Origin of the sequence: Micromonospora sp. NPDC048898, assembly GCF_043198035.1 — a bacterium.
Classification (GTDB): Bacteria; Actinomycetota; Actinomycetes; order Mycobacteriales; family Micromonosporaceae; genus Micromonospora.
On record NZ_JBICUF010000021.1, the window covers coordinates 57,978 to 76,908 of the forward strand.

The following is an 18,931-nucleotide window of genomic DNA, read 5'->3' on the forward strand; positions in this document are numbered from 1 at the left end:
CCCCGCCGCGCTGCCCCCGACGTCCCCAGCCTCGGGCCAGAGAGCCCGAGCCCTCTCCCCCGGCGATCTTGCGGTCGCCGTCCTGGGTGCCTGGTCGGACTCGTCGGGACAGAACGTGCAAGACCGCGGGAGGTTGGGGGTGGTCATCCGACGCCGACCAGGAGAGCGGTGTTGGCGCCGCCGAAGGCGGCGTTGAGGGTCAGGGCGTGGGTGGCCTCCGTCTTTTCGGGACGGTCCGTGATCACGTTGAGGGGGCAGGCCTCGTCGGGGGCCAGCCAGCCGGCGTTGACCGGTAGCTCGCCGTGTCGCAGCGCGAGCGCGGTGACCACCAGTTCGAGCAACCCGGACGCCTCCAACGCGTGCCCGTGCACCGACTTGGTGGAGCTGACCGGGACGCGCGTGCCGTGCGCGCCGAGGGCCCGACGCAGCGCCGCCGCTTCGGCGGCGTCGCTCCGCGTGGTGCCTGTGGCGTTGGCGTTGACGTAGCCGACAGCCCGTGCGGGCAGCCCGGCCCGGCGCAGCGCGGCGTCGACCGCGCGGGCCAGCCCGGTGCCGCCGGGCTCCGGCTGACAGGGATGGAACGCGTCACCGGCCCGTCCCCAACCGGCCACGGTGGCCACCGGATCGACGCCGCGCCGCCGGCCGGTGCTCGATTCCAGCACGACCGCGGCCACGCCGTCGCCCAGCAGCAGCCCCCGGCGGCCGGCGCTGAACGGGCGCACCGCCCCGTCGACCGCGAGGGCGCGACCGGCGTCGAAGAGCGCGAACTGGTCCGACTCCACCAGGTAGCCGGCCGCGACCACCACCCGATCGACGTCACCGCGGGTGATCCGGGCGGCGGCGTCGGCCACCGCCGTGCTCGCCGACACGCAGGCGCTGGTGTAGACCCGGGTGTGGCCGGACAGTCCACAGCGGGCGGCGAGTTGGCCGGCGAGTACGGCCGGCGGCGGGCCGGCATCGAGGGCCGGCCCGCCGTGCACGGCGAGCAGCAACGCGCACCCCGTGCGCCGCACCCGGTCCAGGCCGGCCGCCCGGCAGGCCGCGTCGATCGCGGCGGCCAACTCGTCGGGGAGCGTGCCGACCTCGGGCCGGGTGGCCGCCACGGTGACCCGGCGGGCGGCGGTGTCGAACCGGTCCACCGGCCCGAACGCCGGCACCCCGGCCAGCGCACCGGCGAGCTGCGCGTCGGCGTCCCGTCCCAGGGCGCTGAGCGCGTACACGCCGGTGAGCTGTGCGACGCGCGCCTCAACCATCTGCGGAGGCGGTCAGCGACGCCCGGAACACCACCAGGGCGTCGTCGACGGTACGGATACCGGCCAGTTCGTCGTCGGTGAGGTCGAGCCGGCACTCGTAGCGCTGCTCGACGAGGTGCACCAGCCAGGCAAGCTCCATCGAGCCGATCCGGTCGGACACCTCGGCAGCCGGTTTCGCGGTGAGTTCGGCGAGCATGGTCATCAGGTCAGCTCGCCCCAGATCGGGCTGACCGCTCATCAGGCTTTGTCGCTCGTCGCCTCGGTGACGCGACTGGCGACCATGGTGGTGAACTCACCGACCGTCATCAGGGCCAGTTGCTCCGACTCGTCGTCGGCGAACGTCAGGCCGTACCGGTCCTCGACCCGGCTGGACAGGTCGGCCAGGGCGAGAGATTCCAGGTCGACGCCGGACGGGCCGAGCGTGGTGTCGTCGTCGAGCCCCTCGATGTCGTAGTTCATGTCGACGAGCTGCTCGACGACGAAGGCGCGGACCTCGGCTCTCATGGATACCCTCTCTGCGTGGGTCAGCTGACGGTGCCCGGTCCGGACACCGCCTACGTGTGGGTCGGCCGGGACACCGGCGGTCAGCCGAATCCGGCCGCTGTGCTGCCGCGGCGGGCGGGTGCCCTGCTGCTTGGTCCCCGTCACGGGGTGACCGCCGAGCGCAGTGCGTCGGTCGCGCGGACCAGCTTGCCGGTGGTGGTGCGGGGCAACTGATCGACCAGGTGCAGGACGCGCGGCCGCTTGTAGCCGGCCAACCGCTCGGCGAGGAGCTTGTCCAGCGTCTCCTCCGACAGCGGGCCGTCCGGCTGGACGTACGCGGTGATGCCGCCGTCCCAGACCACCACGGCCGCGGCCACCCCGGTCAGCTCGGCGACGGTGGCCTCCACCTCGGTCAGGTCGACCTTCAGCCCGCCGACGGAGACCTGCGAGTCGAGTCGACCGCGCACCGTGACCAGGCCGGTGTCCTCATCGACGGTGCCGGCGTCGCGGGTGTGCAGCCAGCCGTCGGACCAGCGGGTCGGGTCGCTCAGTCCGACGTACGGCGACGCCGGGCAGGACACCCACAGCTCACCGCCGGTCTCGCGGACCTCGATGCCGGGGGCCGGGGCGATCGACGGCCGGTGTACGCCGTGCAGGTCGGTGCCGATCACCCCGACCTCGGTCATCCCGTACATGTTGCCCAGCGGCACCCCGTACCGGTCGGTGAAGGCCCGGGCGACGGCGGCCGGCACCAGCTCGCCGCCGGTGGTCATCCGCCGCAGCTGGGGCAGCGGCCCAGCCGGTCGGGTGGAGGCCAGCAGTCCGATGTGGAACGGAACACCCAGCACGGTGGCCGGCGTGGTGCCGGCGGCGATCGCGGCCAGCACGGCGTCGCCGCTGAGCCGCTCCGGTGGCACCAACTCGACCCCGGCGTGCAGCCCGTAGAGCAGGCCGCCGACCAGACCGAGCACGTGCACCATCGAGGGCAGCAGGATGATCCGCTCGCCGGGCAGCGCCACCCCGTCGATGTGGGTGTAGCGGTGCACCTCGGCGACCAGGTCCGCCGCGGTGCGACCGATCACCTTCGACGGGCCGGTGGAGCCGGAGCTGAGCTGGATCACGGCGTGGCCGCTGACCGCCGGACCGTCGGCGTAGCGCGTGACGCCCTCGGTGACGTCGACGAAGATCTTCAGCGCGCCGCCACCGGTCCGCACCGGGGCGATGACCACCTGCGGGGTCAGCCGGACCAGCGCCCGGCCCACCTCGTGGTCGGTGAGCCGGTGGTCGAGCAGGATCGCCTGCGCCCCGGCCCGCCAGGTCGCCAGCAGGTTCACCACGTACGCCAGCGACGGCGGCAGCCGCAGCGCCGCGGCGCCACCGGGGCGCAGTCCGGCGGCGGTGAGCCGCTCCTGCGCGGCGGTCACCAGCCGGTGCAGGGCGGCCCGGTCGATCGGCTCGGGCAGACGGAGACAAACGTCGGTCGGACGTCCGGCGAACAGGACTTCGTCCACCCATCCGGGGTCTGTCGCCGTAGGATCTTCTGCCGCCACTGCCGATCACCGCCCAGCATCAAAGAGGGCAAATCTGCCCATCGCGTACGCTTGTCGGGGTGCTGCGGGGAACCATACGACGCACACAGGACCATTGCTAGATGCGAATGGATGGACCAAAAGAAGCGGCCAGCCGGATTGCCGACAGCCCGTTCGGCCGGCAGGATCGGGTAGGCGATACGGCGGAACGTCACCGAGGCATGACGCCTCGTACAACCGTCGCGCGGCCCCACCCGGACGGCCGATGGCGTCCCGATCACCGGGTGAGCCCGACGAGGGTGGCGAGTCGCGCCACGCCCGCGGCCGCCCGGCCACTGTGCGCGAGCTCGGCGACGAGGGTACGAGCAGCAGGCCGGTAGCGGACCTCGTCGGGCGCGATGGTGTCGGCGTCGGCCAGGGCGTGCCCGGCGGCGGCGAGGTCGCCGGTCTGGAGGTAGGCGCGGGCGGCGTCGACGAGGTGGGCCGCGCGATGCTCGGCGGGTAGTCGACGCCAGGCGTCGTCGCCAATGACCTTCTCGTGGCGGTATACGGCCTGGGCGGCGTCGCCGAGGTACAGGGCGCTGACAGAGCGAGCCAGTCGCACGGTGGTAGGACCGAACGCGGTGTGGTGCGGGTCGTCGGTACCCCTGCACCTGTCGGCCAATGCGGCGGCGTGGTCGATCAGGTCATCAGCACGGCGACCGTCGCCACAGCCGGCAGCGGCCATGGCGGCCTGAAGCAGCAGGGTTCCGCGTACCCCATCGTCGGCGGCCGTGCCCACGGCAGCGACGGCCGCGGTGAGGGCGAGGCGGTCACAGCCCAGGGCGCGCAGCGCCTGCGCCACGGCGATCGTGGCGGTGCCGGTGCGGATGGGGTCACCCGCAGCGGCGGCGACGGCCCGGTCCGCGGCCAGCCAGGCCAGGTTGGGCTCGCCGACCTTGACAAGCACCGAAGCGGTGATCCGGTACGCGGGCACCAGCAGGCCCGCCGTGGTGTGCACGGCGTCGAGCAGGGCGGGCAACGCCCTCAGGAGGTGGGCGTAGTGGGCGTGCTGGTAGCTGAGCCAGGCGTGCGTGACGTGCCGGCCCACCTCGTCGGCGGGCACGGTGCGGGCAGGTCGTTGGTGGTAATGGGCCAGGGCGGCGCGGACCGCGTCGATGCCGTCCAGGGCGGGGACCGTCGATGGTGGTCTGCGGGGGTCGAGGAGCACCGCCGGGTCGAGGCGTAGGACCTCGGCGATCTCCTGGACGACGGAGTAGCGGTCCAGGTTGCGCACGCCGCGCTCGACCTTGTCGACCCAGCTCTTCGACTTGCCGAGCCGGTCGGCAAGCATCTGCTGGGTCATCCGGCGACGGACCCGCCACCGTGCCACCCGCCGTCCGACCGGCTCATCGCGCTCCGGCATTGGCCGGGTCACCGGTCTCGCACCTGCGGCAGCGCCCGGGTGGGCTGCCCACAGTGGGGACACCACCTCGACTTGACCCGGAATGCCAGCAACCCGAGCAGAAACCCCGGCACGAGCCCACCAAAGACCGCCGCCACCACCACTTCGGAAATCATGTGCACTCCACCTACCCGGCTCGCTCGTCATGACGTGTCCAGTGGACTCCGTGCAAGGAACTGCCGAGGCAGGTGCGCTTGGTGCCTAACAGTGCCCGCGAGTGCCGCAGCCACCCGATGTCCGACCAAATCGCTACTGTTCGCATGGCGGTCGTTACAGATGAGGAGGCTCGCGGGTGGCACCCAGCGGAGAGGCGTTGACGCGGTTGTTGGCGGAAGTGGGCTGGCAGCCTGAGCAGTTCGCTCGACGTCTCAACGAGTGCGCAGAGCGGCACGGGCGGGCAGAACGGCTGCATCTGAAGACGCCGTACAAGTGGAAGAAGGGTGACACTCCCCGGACGCCGTGGCCGTCGTTGACCACGGCGCTGCTGTCCGAGCAGCTACAGCGGACGGTTGGTCTCGATGAGCTGGGTTGGCCAAGCGATGGGTTCGAGGCCGTTCCCGCCTCAGCCGGTCTTGATCTGCCCTGGTCCGCAGGCGGGGCCTTGCGGGCGGGCGAGGTGGTGAACGAACCTGAGGGGATGACGCACCGACGGATGTTCCTCACTCTGCTCGGTTCCGCACTGACATCACCGGCGCACGAGTGGCTGATCGCCCAACCACCGCAGGACCTCGCATCGACCGCCGGCCGCCCCGTGTCCGGCGACGTCGTAGATCACCTAGACGCGGTGACCGCCAGTCTGCGACGGATGGACGACCACCTCGGGAGCGGCCAGACTCTGGGTCTGGTCCGCCAACACCTGAGCACGGTGGTCGAGGTGCTGCGCGAACGCAGCTATACCGACACAGTCGGCCGACGCCTACACGGCACCGCCGGCGAGCTGTTACGCCTCGCCGGTTGGCTCTCCTTCGACGACGGCCACCACACCCAGGCGCAACGGTTCTGGATCGCGGGCCTCTATCAGGCCAACGCAGCCGGTGATCGCGGGCTCGGCGCGAACATCCTCGGCTTCATGTCCTGCCAGGCCAAAGATCTCGGTCAGCTCCGTCAGGCCGTGACCCTCGCGGAGACCGCGCGAGCCAGCTACCCGGCTACGAGCCCCAAGGTGGGGACGATCCTCGACCTGCGGGCCGCCGAGGCGTATGCCAACAACCGGTCGGTAACCGACACCCGCCGGGCGCTCGACAAGGCATTCGGCAAGTTCACCGACAGCCGGCCGGAGCACGGGGACCCCGACTGGTCCTACTGGATCAACGAGGCGCAGGCCCACGCTCAAGCCGGCTACTGTTTCGTCAAGCTCGAAGACTGGCCGCGCGCTCGCGACCACCTGCGGGCAGCGCTGCGGCTACAGAGCAACGAGTACACCCGCGAGGGCGCACTGCGTAACGCGTTGCTTGCCACCACGTACGTCCAACAGGAGCACCCCGAGTTGGACAAGGCGCTCGCCCTCGGCGACCAGGCCGTGCAGACCCTGACCGGGCAGGTCACCTCCACCAGATGCATCAAGCACGTCCGCAACCTGGTTGGGGCGCTGACTCCGTACAGGCGCACTCCCGCTGTCCGCCGCTTCTGTCAGGACGCCCGAGACCTCATCGCCTCCTGAGCAGCGGCTCGGGCCTTGAGCGGTTCGCGCGCGCTAGCTGGGTTTGATGCCGGCGAGCTGAACGAGTAGCTGAATCAGCCGGTACGCCTCGGCGATGTCGGCGGCGTGGAAGGCGACCGTACGGCCGCCACCGACACGGGTCACACCCGGCACCAGGACTGCCAGGTCGACCATGTACGGACCGTACAGGTCGACCTCGACGTCCACCGGCCCGGCCACCTTCGCCGGGCGAATCGAGGCACGCCGGGCGATGGCGTCGGCGGCAGCGTGGCGCAGCCGCTCCCGTGCCTTCTGCGGATGCAGAGTGACCGCGGCGGCCTGGCCCAGGGTCTGCTTGACGGCGACGGTGACTGCCGAAGACACCAGCTCACTGAATTCCGCGCAGGCGGTGTCGTCCCCGCTGAGCAGGACGACGGGCACGTCCAGGTGCCCGGCCATGGCGACGTTGAGGCCGATCTCGCCCGATCCCACGTCGGGCATTGGATCGCCGGAGTGAAGCCCGGGGAGAGAACCTCCCGCTATCTGGCTGAGGCCATCTCTCGAAGGCTCGGCCGGGTGGTCAGAGCAACCGATCTCGGGCTTGTCGGCGGCGGTAGCCTGGAGGTTGACCTAGACGGCCTGGATTGGTGGAAGCGCGACCCGGCTACCGATCTCCTGACGCTCGGGAGAGCCGACTTGGAGCGACGGGCGTTCCACCTATCCGCCCTGTACTCGCTGGCCGCGCTAGCTGTCCCCCTCGACTCCTGGCAGGACATCGCCGATCGGGGCCGGCAGGCGCGGGGCGGGGGCGCCGCGGTGGGCCGCCGCGAGATCGATGCTGTGCGGGACATACTCGCCGTGTTCAGCAAGGCCGACGAGCGGTTTGGAGGAGGCCATGCACGGCTCGCCGTGGTCCAGTACCTCACCTCCGACGTGGCGGGCTACCTCCAAGGACGCTTCACCTCGGAGCACGACCGCCAAGCGATGTTCAGCGCTGCGGCCGAACTGACCTACCTCGCTGGTTGGAAGGCGTTCGATTCATCCCTGCACGGGCTGGCTCAGCGCTACTACCTCCAGTCGCTGCGACTGGCGAACGAGGCAGATGATCGCGCCCTCGCCGGCTTCACGTTGCGCGCGATGGCCCACCAGGCCGTTGACCTCGGCCACGGGCAGGAAGCCCTGCAACTCGCCAATTCGTCCCTCGAATGGTCGAAGGGGACGGCGTCCCCAGCGGCGACCGCGCTGTTCACCATCCTCACCGCACGCGGGTACGCCGCGACGGGAGACGCGGCCCGCACGTCGGCGGCGATCGCCGCGGCCGAAGTCCACCTCGCGAACGCCGCCCCGGGCGATGAGCCGAGCTGGATTCGAACAAGTGGCTTCACCGAGACCTCCCTCGCCAGTCAGGCCGGCCAGGCCCTTCGGGATCTAGGCGACCTTCCCGCCGCGGAGACCGAACTTCGCCGGTCGATTACCACCCGCAACACCGAGGCATACCGGCGCATCCACACCCTCACGCTGGCCAATCTCGCCGATGTCCAGTGCGCCCGTGGGCGGCTCCGCGAGGCGAGCGAGAACTGGAATCACGCCCTGGACGCGATGACCGGCGTCCAGTCCGGCCGGGCCGTCCTGGCCGTGCGGAACATGCGAAGTCGCCTCAGCAGCTTCGGCCCTCGGCTGCCTACGTTCGCCCAGCAACTCGACCGACGGGCTGCGGCCTTCCTGCGCTCCGAGAACCCTGTCCATCTCGGGTGAACTCCTCGGCGGTCACCGGCCACTGGGGTCGTAGCCGCGCCCACCCGGCTGGGTTTCCCGCCACTCTTCCACGATCAGCGCGCCGAAGACCGCCACCGGCGCGATCGAACTACCGACGATCAGCACGAATCCGAGTACGGCATTCACCCACGCCCGCCCAATGGTGGGTTGCCTACCGGCGCGCAGCCACAACCACGCCGCAACGGGGTAAGCGATCAGCGTCGGCGCGCCGATCGCGAGGCTGGTGCCAAGGTCTGAGCCTCCGACGGTGCCAGTCAGCACGAACAGTGCTGCGGACGGCAGGGCGCAGGTGCCGAGCAGGCACATGGCAACGATCAGCAGCATGCTGGGCAGTCGCGATGGCCGGGCACCGTCCATCCGCGGACCGTACCGATTGGATGCACGCTTGAATAGCGTTATCACCGCCATCGCCGTCCGGCGTCGGCACCCGCTCACCTGGTCATGCGCTGGCCCACACGTTCGCGGAGTCGGTCAGCCTGGTGCGCGGGCGGCAGTCTGTGTCGGCGACGCTTCGCTGGTCATGCTTGTGCTGGGGCAGCTCCATGCCAGCCTGCTGATCACGTTCATGGAAGCGCGCATGCCGCTGGTCTGCACCTACGACAGTGCCGCTGATGCCGCGTACGTCCATCTCCCACACCCCGTCGCGTCTGGAGCCTCAGAGCGGACGGCGATGTTCGACCCCGACCGTCTCGGTGGGATGCACGATCCCCGCGCGGCGCAGCCAAGGCGCCGTCCCGCCACGCCGATCTTGCACTTTCGGTCGTCGAGATGCGTGAAGTGCCCCCGATTTCGCGACAGTAAGTGCAAGATCGCGGGGAGGGTCCGTCGATCATGGAGTTGTGGTGCCTAGCTTGGTGCCATTCGGGCACTTTGTCGCCCACCACAACTCCATGATCGACAGGGGCCAGGGGCCAGGGGCCAGGGGGTAGGGGGCAGGGTGGGGTGGGGTGGGCCTCAGGCCAGGGCTTGGGTTTGGGCGTGGATGTGGAAGCGCAGCGAGCGGGCGTCGGTGAAGCACTCCCGCATCGGGCGCACCAGATCCCGGTGCTCCGGGGTGCGTTCCCAGTCTTCGAAGTCGGCCAGGCTCGCCCACTCGCTGGTGATCAACCACTGTTCCGGGTCGGTCGACGAGCGGCACACCTGGTCGACCAGGTGCCCCGGCACCCCACCGGCGACCAGGTGCCGCACGTCCTCGTAGGCGGCGAGGAAATCCTCGGTGCGCCCCACCGGCACCCGCACCAGGAACACCACCCGCGCCCGCTGTTCGCTCACGGCGTCTCTCCCCTCATCGGCACCGCCCCGCGCAGGACCAGTGCGCTGTTGAACCCGTCGAACCCCCGCGCGCAGACCAACGCGAGCCTGCTGCGCGGCTGGCGGTGTTCGCGCAGGAAGTCCAGCTCGCACCCCTCGGCGACCTCCTGCGGGCCGGCCGACGCGGGCAGTGTGTCGTGCGCGAAGGCGAGCAGCGCGGTGGCCACGTCCAACGCCGAGCCGCCCTGGTACGCCCGCCCGGTCAACGGTTTCTGCGTCGTCACCGGGACCGGCCGGTCGACGAACACGGCGCGCAGCGCCTCGGCCTCGCTGCGATCGTAACGGCGCACGCCGAGGGCGTCGGGCAGCACCACGTCGATCCCGGCCGCCGTGACGCCGGCCCGGTCCAGGGCCAGCCGCATCGCCCGCGCGTACTGGATCGGGTCACCGGCGCTGTCCGCCGTGGTGTGCGCGGCGTCGTGGGTGGAGCCCCACCCGCTCACCTCGCCGTAGACCCGGGCGCCCCGGGCGAGGGCGTGCCCCAGCTCCTCCACCACGAACACCGCACCCCCCTCGGCCGGCAGGTAGCCGCTGGCCGAGGCGTCGAACGGCCGGTACGCCCGCTGCGGGTCGGAGACGTCGCTGAGCAGCCCGGAGCGCAGCTGGCAGGCCAGCGCGTACGGACTCAGGGGGCACTCGGTGGCCCCGGCGATCACCACGGGGGTGCCCCGGCGTACCGCGCGGGCGGCGTGCGCGAGGCTGTCCAGCCCGCCGGCCGCCTCCGCGACGAGCACCCCGCTCGGGCCCTTGAACTGGTGGTGGATGGAGAGCTGCCCGACGCTTGCCGCGTAGAACCAGGCGATCGACTGGTACGCCCCGACCGTGCGCGACGTGCCGCCCCACAACCGTTGCAGCTCCCGCTGGCCGAACAGGTTGCCCCCGGACGAGCTGGCCAGGGTCACCGCGTAGCCGTACGGGTCGGGGGCCCGGTCGGGCAGGCCGGCATCGGCCAACGCCAGCCGCGTCGCGGCGAAGCCGAGGTGCGTCCACCTGTCGGTCTGCACCACCTGTCGACTGTCGGCGTAGGAGTCGGCGGTGAAGCCGGGCACCTCCCCGCCGAGGCGGGTCGGATAGCCCGCCGGGTCGAACAGGGTGATCGGCCCGGTCCGGCGGGTGCCAGCCAGCACCGTCCGCCAGTGCGCGTCCGCGCCGATGCCACTGGGCGCGACCACACCGATGCCGGTCACCACCGCCCGAGCGGCACCGGGCCGGGCGGCGCTCACGCCGCCACCGGGCCCGCCGCCGCCGGGCCGCGCAGCCGACGGAACACCATCGCCGACTGGAAACCGCCGAACCCGCTGCCCACCGACAGCGCCACGTCCACCGGCACCTCCCGCGCCTCATTGGGTACGTAGTCCAGGTCGCACTCCGGGTCCCGGGTGCTCCAGTTGGCCGTCGGTGGCACCACGCCGAACTCGATCGCGAGGGCACACGCCGCCATCTCGATCGACCCGATCGCGCCGAGCGAGTGCCCGACCATCGACTTGATCGAGCTGATCGGCACCCGGTACGCGGCCTGACCCAACGCCCGTTTGAACGCGGCCGTCTCGTGCCTGTCGTTCTGCTTGGTACCCGAGCCGTGGGCGCTGATGTAGGACACCTGCTCGGGGAGGATCCGCCCCTGCTTCAACGCGTCGGTGACGGCGAGACTCATCTCCAGGCCGTCCGGACGCAGCCCGGTCATGTGGTAACCATTGCTGCGGCTGGCATAACCGGCCACCTCGCAGTAGATGTGCGCACCCCGCCGGCGGGCATGCTCGACCTCCTCCAACACCAGCACCGCCGCACCCTCGGCCAGCACGAACCCGTGCCGGTCGGCGTCGAACGGACGGGAGGCGTGCGCCGGGTCGTCGTTGTCCGGACTGGTCGCCTTGATCGCGTCGAACGAGGCGACGGTGACCGGCGAGATCGGCGAGTCCGCCGCGCCGGCCAGCATCACGTCCGCCTCACCGTCCACGATCATCTGGTGGGCGTAGCCGATGGCGTCGATGCCGGAGGTGCACCCGGTGGACACCACCTGCGCCGGGCCGTGCAGCCCGTGCCGGCAGGCCACGTCGGCGGCGAGGCTGCTGGGCACCAACGCCTGATAGAGGTACGGGCCACCGCGCGTCGCGTCGACGAGCCAGCGCTGGCCGTGCTCGCTGACGGTGACGTACTCCTGTTCCAGCGCCATCGTGCCCCCCACGGCGGTGCCGAGCACCACCCCGGCCCGGTTCCGCTCGGCGTCGGTGAGCACCAACCCGGCATCGGCGACGGCCTCCGCGGAGCAGGCCAGCGCGAACTGCACGTACCGGTCGGCCCGGCGTCGTTCGGCATCGGTGAGCCCCGCGGCGACGGGATCGAAGTCGCACTCGGCGGCGATCTGCGACCGGAACGCCGACGGGTCGAAGAAGCTGATCCGCCGGGTGGCGGTCCGCCCCTCGGTGATGGTCTTCCAGAACCGGTCCCGACTGGCACCCCCGGGGGCGACCACCCCGATCCCGGTCACCACCGTGCGACGTCCGCTCACGACGCCACCTCGGTTCGCGACTGCGGGGCTCGCAACCCCGGCTCACTCCTCACGCTCACGACGCCACCTCGGTTCGCGACTGCGGGGCTCGCAACCCCGGCTCACTCCTCACGCTCACGACCCACCGCGCCGTTCGGCCAACTCGGTGTCGACGTGCCCCAGCTCCGGGCGGGGGGCGAGCGGGCCCAGGTGGAAGACCACCTCGGCCGGTTCGACACCGGTGTTGCGCAGTCGGTGGCGCACGTTCACCGGGACGAACAGCGCCTCACCGGCGGCCAGGAGTGTCGGCTGGTCGTCCAGGTCGACGGTGATCGCGCCGCGCACCACGTACAGGAATTCCTCGCTGTACGGGTGGTAGTGCTCGGCGATCCGCTCGCCCGGCGCGAGGGCGGCGACCCCGAGGAAGCCCGAGGTGCTGCCGACGGTGCGGGGCCCGAGCAACACCCGCAGCTCACCGCCGCGTCGCCGGTCGGCGGGTACGTCCCCGGCGGCGATCGGCCGGGTGCTCAGGTCACTCATCGTCGGCCTCCGTCGGGTCGGCGCTGGCCGCCGGGGCGTCCTGGTCGGCGCGCTGCCGGGCGATCCGCTCCACCCGGTCCTTGATCACCGCGAGTTGGATGACGCTGTTGGTGTTGATCCGCTCGGTCATCCCGGCGTTGTCCACCGGCGCGGTCGGCTTCATCGCGAAGTCCTGCGTCCAGGTCATCCGGGTGCCGCCGGCCTCCTCGGTGTAGCGCCAGTGGATCCGCATGTACTCGAACGGCCCGGTCTCCACCCGGTGCGCCCTGACCTGCCTGCTCACCGGATCGGAGGTGCGCTCGCTGACCCAGCTCCAGGCCACCCCGTTCTCGTCGGGATACATGGTGAGTCGGAACCGCACGGTGTACCCCTCGCGGTGCAGGATCTCCACCACGGCGTACTCGGTGAACAGTTCGGTCCAGTTCGCCACGTCGTTGGTGACGTCCCAGACCAGCGGGAGCGGCGCGTCGAGGAGCACGCTGTTCTCGGTGTGCCCGGGTGGATCGGCGCGGCGGGCGATCAGGTCGGCCACCGCCGGGATGCTCAGCTCGCTGGCCTGCTCGGGGATGCTCACCTGCCACCGGTCGGCGACGACCGCGGAGAGTTCCAGCAGGGCGAGGGAGTCCATCCCCAGCTCTTCCAGCGACGCGGCGGGTGACCGGGCCGCCGCGTCGGCGTCCAGCCCGCAGTGCGCCACCAGGATGTCGGTGATCTCGGCGGTCATTCCTCGACCATGGGTGACGGTCATCGGGTCCTCCTGAGGGTGATGTCGGGCTCCGCGGCGGACGCGGGGCGCGGTGCGGGGGTGGCCGTGGGCCGCTGCGCGGACGCGCCGAGCAGACGGTCGACCAGGCCGGTGGTGTAGCGGCCCTTGCGGAATGCGGCGTCGTCGAGCACCCGCCGGACGAACGGGATGGTGGTGTGCACGCCCGGCCCGGCGATGTCGAACTCGTCCAGGGCCCGCTCCAGCCGGTTGAGGGCCAGCTCCCGGTCCGGCGCCCAGACGATCACCTTGGCCAGGAGCGAGTCGTACCAGGGGCCGACCAGGTAGCCGGCGCTGGCGTGGGTGTCGACCCGGGTGAACGGGCCGCCGGGTGGGGTGAAACGCGCCAACCGGCCGGGGGTCGGTGCGAAGTCCCGCTCGGGGTCCTCGGTGTTGACCCGGCACTCGATCGCGACGCCGTGCAGGCGGATCTCCTCCTGCCGCCAGCGCAGCGGCACCCCGGCGGCGATGTGCAGTTGCTCGTGCACCAGGTCGATCCCGGTGACCATCTCGGTGACCGGATGCTCCACCTGGATCCGGCAGTTGATTTCCAGGAAGTGGAACTGTTCCTCGGCGTCTACCAGGAACTCCAGCGTGCCGGCGCCGACGAAACCGACACGCAGCGCGCCGCGCAGGGCGGCCTCGGCGATGGTGTCGAGGACGGCGGCGGACAGCGCCGGGGCGGGTGCCTCCTCGACGAGCTTCTGGTGCCGGCGCTGCACCGAGCAGTCCCGGGTGCCCAGGTGCACCCCGTTTCCGTGGGAGTCGCAGAGCACCTGCACCTCGACGTGGCGCGCCTCGGTGAGGTAGCGCTCGACGTACACCCGGTCGTCGCCGAAGGCGGCCTGCGCGGCGGCCCGGGTGCGGGCGTACGCCCGGTGCAGCTCGCCCGGGGTGTGCACCACCGTCATCCCCCGGCCCCCTCCCCCGGCGGCGGCCTTCACGATCACCGGGTAGCCGACGGCCTCGGCCACCTCGGCCGCCGCGGCGGCGGTCGGCACCGGCGCGACGCTGCCCGGCGACAGGGGCAGGCCGGCGCGGCTCAGCAGCGCCCGCGCCGAGGACTTGTCGGCCAGCGCGGCCATCACCGCTGGTGGCGGGCCGATGAAGGTCAGCCCGTTGTCCGCACAGATCTCGGCGAAGTCGGCGTCCTCGGAGAGGAATCCGTAACCGGGGTGGACGGCCTGTGCGCCCACCTGTCGGGCCGCCTCCACGATCGCGGCGGCGTTGAGGTAGCTGCGCCGGCTCGACGCCGGCCCGATCCGGACGGCCTGGTCGGCGAGGCGGACCACCGGCGAGTCGGCGTCCGCGGCGGAGTAGACCACCGCGGTACGCACGCCCAACTCCTTGCAGGCGCGCAGCACCCGCAGCGCGATCTCGCCCCGATTGGCGATCAGCACGGTCTCGAACATGGTCAACCACCCTGCGCGGTCATGCCGGGTCCAGCTCGACGAGCGGCTGGTCGTACTCCACCGGGTGGCCGTCCTCGACGAGGATCGCGACCACCCGGCCGGCCCGGTCGGCGGTCACCTCGTTCATCAGCTTCATCGCCTCGACGATGGCGACCGGCTGGCCCGGGCGGACCAGGTCGCCCACCGCGACGAAGGGCTTGGCACCGGGCTCCGACGCCCGGTAGAAGGTGCCGACCAGCGGTGCCCGCACCGCGGCGGTCACCGGCGGCCGGTTCGGTGCCGTGAACCGGCCGGCGGCCGGCGGCGCCGAACCGGCAACCCCCGCGGGTACGTCGGCACGGGTCGGCTCCTCCGGGTGCCACTCGACCTCCAGCACCGCCGGGCCGCTGCGCAGCCGGATCCGGCGCACCGGCCCGGCCAGTTCGGCGATCAGGTGGTGCGCCTGCCGGCGCAGCCCGGCCAGCGCCTCCTCGTCACCCGTCCCGGCGTCGTGGGGCGTCTCGACTGTCGACACCGCCGCCTCACCGGCGGTCACCGCGCACCCGCCCGGGCACCGGCACGGGTCGTGCCGAAGCGTCGGAAGCGCTGTCGGCGCAGGCGCACCAGCATGGCGGGCGGCACGTCCAGCAACGGCAGCAGATTGGTCAGCAGGGCGGCACGCAGCCGGCGGGCGGTCTCCGCCGGGTCGTCGTGGGCGGCGCCGGCCGGCTCCGGTACGACCTCGTCGACAACCCCGAGCCGGCACAGGTCCGGCGCGGTCAGTCGGAGCGCGCGGGCGGCCTGCGGTGCGGCGGACCGGTCCGGCCAGAGGATCGCGGCACAGCCCTCCGGGCTGATCACCGAGTAGACGGCGTTCTCCAGCATCAGCACCCGGTCGGCGACGGCGAGGGCCAGGGCACCACCGCTGCCACCCTCTCCGGTGATCACCGCGAGCACGGGGGTGGGCAGCACGGTGAGGGTGAGGATGTTCTCCGCGATGGCCGCCGCCTGGCCCTGTTCCTCGGCGCTCACCCCGGGGTCGGCGCCGGGGGTGTCCACGAGCGTGACCACGGGCAGGCCGAGGCGGGCCGCGAGGCGCATCAGCCGCAGCGCCTTGCGGTGCCCGGCCGGGCTGGCCATGCCGAAGTTGCGGGCCACCAGCTCGGCGGTGGTGTGCCCCTTCTGGTGGCCGATGACCATCACGTGCCGGTCGGCCAGCCGCGCCACCCCACCCACGATGGCCGGGCAGTCCGCGCCCAGCCGATCGCCGTGCAGCTCCAGGAACCCGTCGAAGACCGAGTCGAGGTAGTCCAGTGTGGTGGGTCGCCCGGGGTGCCGGGCCATCCGGACGGTGTCCCACGCGTCGCGTACCGCCGGGTTGGTCGGCGCGACCCCGACTGCCGTCGGGTCGGCCGGACGCGCGGGCGGCGCGCCGGTCTCGGCGAGGCGCTCGCGACGCGGCGCCGGCTCCTGCCGGGGTACGGGTGGACGACTCGGGCGGGTGGCGCGGGTGGCGGCGAGCAGCGCCGCCAGCCGAGGGCGCAGGGAACGGCGCTGCACCACCATGTCGACCTGCCCGTGCCGGAGCAGGACGTCGGCGGTCTGGAACCCTTCCGGCAGCGCCCGGCCGGTCACCTGGCGGATCACCCGGGGACCGGCGAAGCCCATCCGCGCGCCGCTCTCCGCGAGCACCAGGTCGGTGTTGGTGGCGAACGACGCGGCCACCCCGCCGTAGGTCGGGTCGGTGAGGACGCTCACGGTGAGCAGGCCCGCCTCGCGCAGCGCGGCGATCGCCTGGCTGACGGTGGCCATCTGCATCAACGACAGCACGCCCTCCTGCATCCGTGCCCCGCCGGAGGCGGTGACCAGGATGAGGGGGATCCGGTCGTCCAGCGCCCGTTCGGCGGCCCGGGTGATCAGCTCGCCCACCGCGCAGCCCAGGCTGCCGCCGAGGAAGCGGAAGTCCATCACCGCCAGCACGGCCGGGTGACCGCCGATGGTGGCGGTGGCGCAGACCACCGCCTCGGCAAGGCCGGTGCTGGCGCGGGCGGCGCTGAGCCGGTGCGGGTACGGCAGCACGTCGACGAAGTCGATCGGGTCCGCCTCGGGAAGCTGGTCGGGCAGCAGGCGCAGCGAGCCGGGGTCGACGAGTTGGCGCAGGCGTTCCGGAGCGCCGAGGCGGGCGTGCTCGCCACACTCCGGGCAGACGTCCAGGTTGCGGCGCAACCGTTTGCGGTAGAGCAGGCTGGCGCAGCCGGCGCAGCGGGACCAGAGCTGCTCCTCGCGGGGTGCGGTGGCGGTCACGGCCGCCGCCGGGTGTCCGGGGCGTCGAACCGGTAGAAGCACCGCGCCATCGCGTCGCGCGGTGAGCGCCAGGTGGACAGGTACGGCGACACGTACGGGCGCAGACGGTCGCTGACCCGGATGAACTCCGGGTGGCCCCGGGCACCCTCCACCGCGCTCTGGGCCGGCTGCTCGGTTTCGAGCAGGTGCACGTAGAGGTCGTGCAGCCGGTACAGCGAGCGGTGCCGGACACCGACCAGACGCGGCAGTTCCGTCGCGTCCGACTCGGCGAAGATCTCGGCCACCCGCTCCTCGGCGGTCGGATCCACCTTCGCGACGATCAGCGATCGGTCCATGCTGGGCCTCCCCCCACGGCGTCCGGCCGGCGACGGGTCGCCCCCGGACGCGCTGGACGACTGCCGACACGATGCGGCAGTCCTCGTCACGGCGGCGTCACCGGGCCACACCGGCCAGCAACGCCCATTGGTGACGCTGCGTTGACGCAACCTGTGTATCAGCTATGCGAGCGTTGTATCCCCTCGCAGCGTTTGCGCAGTTCGGAAGCGATCTCAGGTTGACTGCCACCAATAGAAGGCCCACTGCGGCGTTGACTCAACGTGACTGTTATTGATAATCTTCACCGTGGTCAGCCCGGCAGCCTCGGCGGGCGGGGCCGCGCCCGGCAGCCGAGGGCCGCGCCTGCACCGGTGGGGCCGACAGTGGCGTCACGGGCAACCGATCCGGGCCACAGCAGACAGTCGGGACGAGCGTTCCGCAGGGGGTGCCGCCGTGACCGCTGACCCGTCCGTGCCGACCGCCGGGGGCCCACCCGGAGAGGGCGTCGCACTCCACCTGCTCGGCGGTTTCCGGCTGTTGCGCGAGGCGGTGCCGGTCGTGGTGCCCCGCGGGCTGCAACGGGTGATCGCGCTGATCGGGCTGCGCCCGGGCGCCACCCGCAGCCAACTCGCCGGCCTGCTCTGGCCCGACGCCTCGGAGGAACGGGCGCTGTCCTCGCTGCGCACCGCGCTGTGGCGACTCCGGCAGGACCCGTGCTGCCCGATGACCGTGGCCAGCGACACCGTACGGCTCGACCCGACGGTCCGGCTCGACGTGGACGACCTGGTCGGCACCGCGGCCCGGGTCCGCGACGGCGACGACCCGCGCATCGCCGCGGGAGCACTCGCCGCCGGCCGGCACGACCTCCTGCCCGGCTGGTACGACGACTGGGTGCTGCTGGACCGGGAGAGACTGCGCCAACTCCGCCTGCACATGCTGGAACAGGTCGCCGGGCAGCACCTCACCGCAGGGCGGCACGGCGAGGCCCTGGACGCCGCACTGGAGGCGATGGCCGCCGAGCCGCTACGGGAGACACCGCACCGGCTGGTGGTCCGCATCCACCTGGCCGAGGGCAACGCCTTCGAGGCCGTCCACGCCTTCTACGTCTACCGGGACCTGCTGCGCAGGGAGCTGAGTCTGGAGCCGAGCCCCGCGATGAGCGCCCTGCTCGACGACACGCTCGCCCCGATCCGGCAGGCCACCCGCGACGCCGTCACCGACCGCCCGTCACCGGCGGGCCGGCGTACGTGACGGAGATGTGACAGACGCTGCGGCACGGTAGGCGCACAGAGCACGTGGCGCCGATCCGAGGGTCGGGAGGCCACCGGCGGAAGGGGTCCCATGAGTCGTCTACTGATCGTCAGCCGGATCATCCCGGGCGCGGAGGGGCGGGTCGCGCAGATCTTCGCCGAATCCGACGCCACCGACCTGCCCGGTCTGACCGGCGTCACGCACCGGTCCCTGTACTGCCTGCACGACCTGTGCGTACACCTGCTGGAGACCTCGGACGACGTCGACCCGGACGCCCTCGCGGCGGCCCGCAACCACCCGCTCTTCCAACAGGTCAACGAACGGCTCTCCGCGCACACGTCGCCGTACCTGCCGACGTGGCGCTCCCCCCGGGACGCGATCGCCGGCTGCTTCTACCGGTGGGACGCACGCCCGGCCGGCACCGACGTGCCGGCGGCGCGCCCG

The 18,931-nt window shown here is 72.2% G+C and carries 19 protein-coding genes and 1 pseudogene; 4 read left to right on the plus strand and 16 right to left on the minus strand.

The features are described 5' to 3' along the window. Nucleotides 1–143: 143 nt before the first annotated feature. The 5 genes from ACGFIQ_RS32855 to ACGFIQ_RS32875 form a co-directional block, all read right to left on the minus strand. Entirely contained in the window at nt 144–1,253 is a 1,110-nt protein-coding gene (locus tag ACGFIQ_RS32855) for a beta-ketoacyl synthase N-terminal-like domain-containing protein (protein WP_393249669.1), read from the minus strand. After that, complete coding sequence (locus ACGFIQ_RS32860) at nt 1,246–1,491, minus strand: acyl carrier protein (RefSeq protein ID WP_210781760.1); 246 nt, start codon at nt 1,489–1,491, stop codon at nt 1,246–1,248. Before ACGFIQ_RS32860 ends, ACGFIQ_RS32855 begins: the two co-directional genes overlap by 8 nt. After that, nucleotides 1,491–1,757 carry an acyl carrier protein gene (locus ACGFIQ_RS32865; RefSeq protein ID WP_393249671.1) on the minus strand — a complete coding sequence of 89 codons (267 nt, stop codon included), beginning with the start codon at nt 1,755–1,757 and terminating at the stop codon, nt 1,491–1,493. Before ACGFIQ_RS32865 ends, ACGFIQ_RS32860 begins: the two co-directional genes overlap by 1 nt. 140 nt (nt 1,758–1,897) lie before the next feature. Then, on the minus strand, nt 1,898–3,247 hold the full coding sequence (locus tag ACGFIQ_RS32870) for a class I adenylate-forming enzyme family protein (RefSeq protein ID WP_393249673.1): 1,350 nt from the start codon (nt 3,245–3,247) through the stop codon (nt 1,898–1,900). 295 nt (nt 3,248–3,542) lie between these two features. After that, nucleotides 3,543–4,682, minus strand: a complete 1,140-nt coding sequence (locus tag ACGFIQ_RS32875) for a helix-turn-helix domain-containing protein (protein ID WP_393249675.1) — start codon at nt 4,680–4,682, stop codon at nt 3,543–3,545. Nucleotides 4,683–5,001: 319 nt separating this feature from the next. On the opposite strand from ACGFIQ_RS32875, the gene ACGFIQ_RS32880 reads away from it, so the two are divergent. Then, nucleotides 5,002–6,369 (plus strand): hypothetical protein, encoded by a 1,368-nt coding sequence (locus ACGFIQ_RS32880; protein ID WP_393249677.1) that lies wholly within the window; start codon nt 5,002–5,004, stop codon nt 6,367–6,369. A 33-nt stretch (nt 6,370–6,402) separates the two neighbouring features. Here ACGFIQ_RS32880 and ACGFIQ_RS32885 read toward each other — a convergent pair whose 3' ends face one another. Beyond that, nucleotides 6,403–6,840, minus strand: a complete 438-nt coding sequence (locus ACGFIQ_RS32885) for a M55 family metallopeptidase (protein WP_393249679.1) — start codon at nt 6,838–6,840, stop codon at nt 6,403–6,405. Nucleotides 6,841–6,861: 21 nt separating this feature from the next. Between ACGFIQ_RS32885 and ACGFIQ_RS32890 the strand changes: the two genes are divergently transcribed. Continuing rightward, the gene (locus ACGFIQ_RS32890) at nt 6,862–8,103 is read left to right on the plus strand and encodes a Tat pathway signal protein (protein WP_393249681.1); all 1,242 of its coding nucleotides are present in this window, start codon (nt 6,862–6,864) and stop codon (nt 8,101–8,103) included. A 12-nt stretch (nt 8,104–8,115) separates the two neighbouring features. Here ACGFIQ_RS32890 and ACGFIQ_RS32895 read toward each other — a convergent pair whose 3' ends face one another. The 10 genes from ACGFIQ_RS32895 to ACGFIQ_RS32940 form a co-directional block, all read right to left on the minus strand. Beyond that, complete coding sequence (locus ACGFIQ_RS32895; protein ID WP_393249683.1) at nt 8,116–8,481, minus strand: hypothetical protein; 366 nt, start codon at nt 8,479–8,481, stop codon at nt 8,116–8,118. 597 nt (nt 8,482–9,078) lie between these two features. Further along, complete coding sequence (locus ACGFIQ_RS32900; protein WP_393249685.1) at nt 9,079–9,396, minus strand: antibiotic biosynthesis monooxygenase family protein; 318 nt, start codon at nt 9,394–9,396, stop codon at nt 9,079–9,081. Then, nucleotides 9,393–10,658 (minus strand): beta-ketoacyl synthase N-terminal-like domain-containing protein, encoded by a 1,266-nt coding sequence (locus ACGFIQ_RS32905; protein ID WP_393249687.1) that lies wholly within the window; start codon nt 10,656–10,658, stop codon nt 9,393–9,395. The genes ACGFIQ_RS32900 and ACGFIQ_RS32905 overlap by 4 nt, the downstream gene beginning before the upstream one ends. Next, the gene (locus ACGFIQ_RS32910) at nt 10,655–11,944 is read right to left on the minus strand and encodes a beta-ketoacyl-[acyl-carrier-protein] synthase family protein (protein ID WP_393249689.1); all 1,290 of its coding nucleotides are present in this window, start codon (nt 11,942–11,944) and stop codon (nt 10,655–10,657) included. The genes ACGFIQ_RS32905 and ACGFIQ_RS32910 overlap by 4 nt, the downstream gene beginning before the upstream one ends. 114 nt (nt 11,945–12,058) lie before the next feature. Next, nucleotides 12,059–12,463, minus strand: coding sequence for a cupin domain-containing protein (locus ACGFIQ_RS32915; protein WP_393249691.1), 405 nt, complete (start codon nt 12,461–12,463; stop codon nt 12,059–12,061). Continuing rightward, nucleotides 12,456–13,211, minus strand: a complete 756-nt coding sequence (locus ACGFIQ_RS32920; protein ID WP_393249693.1) for an SRPBCC family protein — start codon at nt 13,209–13,211, stop codon at nt 12,456–12,458. The genes ACGFIQ_RS32915 and ACGFIQ_RS32920 overlap by 8 nt, the downstream gene beginning before the upstream one ends. Further along, nucleotides 13,208–14,638, minus strand: coding sequence for an acetyl/propionyl/methylcrotonyl-CoA carboxylase subunit alpha (locus ACGFIQ_RS32925; protein WP_393249695.1), 1,431 nt, complete (start codon nt 14,636–14,638; stop codon nt 13,208–13,210). Before ACGFIQ_RS32925 ends, ACGFIQ_RS32920 begins: the two co-directional genes overlap by 4 nt. Nucleotides 14,639–14,657: 19 nt before the next feature. Next, nucleotides 14,658–15,173, minus strand: a complete 516-nt coding sequence (gene accB / locus ACGFIQ_RS32930; RefSeq protein WP_393249697.1) for an acetyl-CoA carboxylase biotin carboxyl carrier protein — start codon at nt 15,171–15,173, stop codon at nt 14,658–14,660. Further along, complete coding sequence (locus tag ACGFIQ_RS32935; RefSeq protein WP_393249699.1) at nt 15,170–16,921, minus strand: acetyl-CoA carboxylase carboxyltransferase subunit alpha; 1,752 nt, start codon at nt 16,919–16,921, stop codon at nt 15,170–15,172. The genes accB and ACGFIQ_RS32935 overlap by 4 nt, the downstream gene beginning before the upstream one ends. After that, nucleotides 16,918–17,256 (minus strand): TcmI family type II polyketide cyclase, encoded by a 339-nt coding sequence (locus ACGFIQ_RS32940; protein WP_393249701.1) that lies wholly within the window; start codon nt 17,254–17,256, stop codon nt 16,918–16,920. The genes ACGFIQ_RS32935 and ACGFIQ_RS32940 overlap by 4 nt, the downstream gene beginning before the upstream one ends. 433 nt (nt 17,257–17,689) lie before the next feature. Between ACGFIQ_RS32940 and ACGFIQ_RS32945 the strand changes: the two genes are divergently transcribed. After that, on the plus strand, nt 17,690–18,487 hold the full coding sequence (locus ACGFIQ_RS32945; RefSeq protein WP_393249703.1) for a BTAD domain-containing putative transcriptional regulator: 798 nt from the start codon (nt 17,690–17,692) through the stop codon (nt 18,485–18,487). A 90-nt stretch (nt 18,488–18,577) separates the two neighbouring features. Beyond that, nucleotides 18,578–18,904: pseudogene (locus tag ACGFIQ_RS32950) on the plus strand (TcmI family type II polyketide cyclase); the annotation flags it as partial. Nucleotides 18,905–18,931 lie beyond the last annotated feature (27 nt).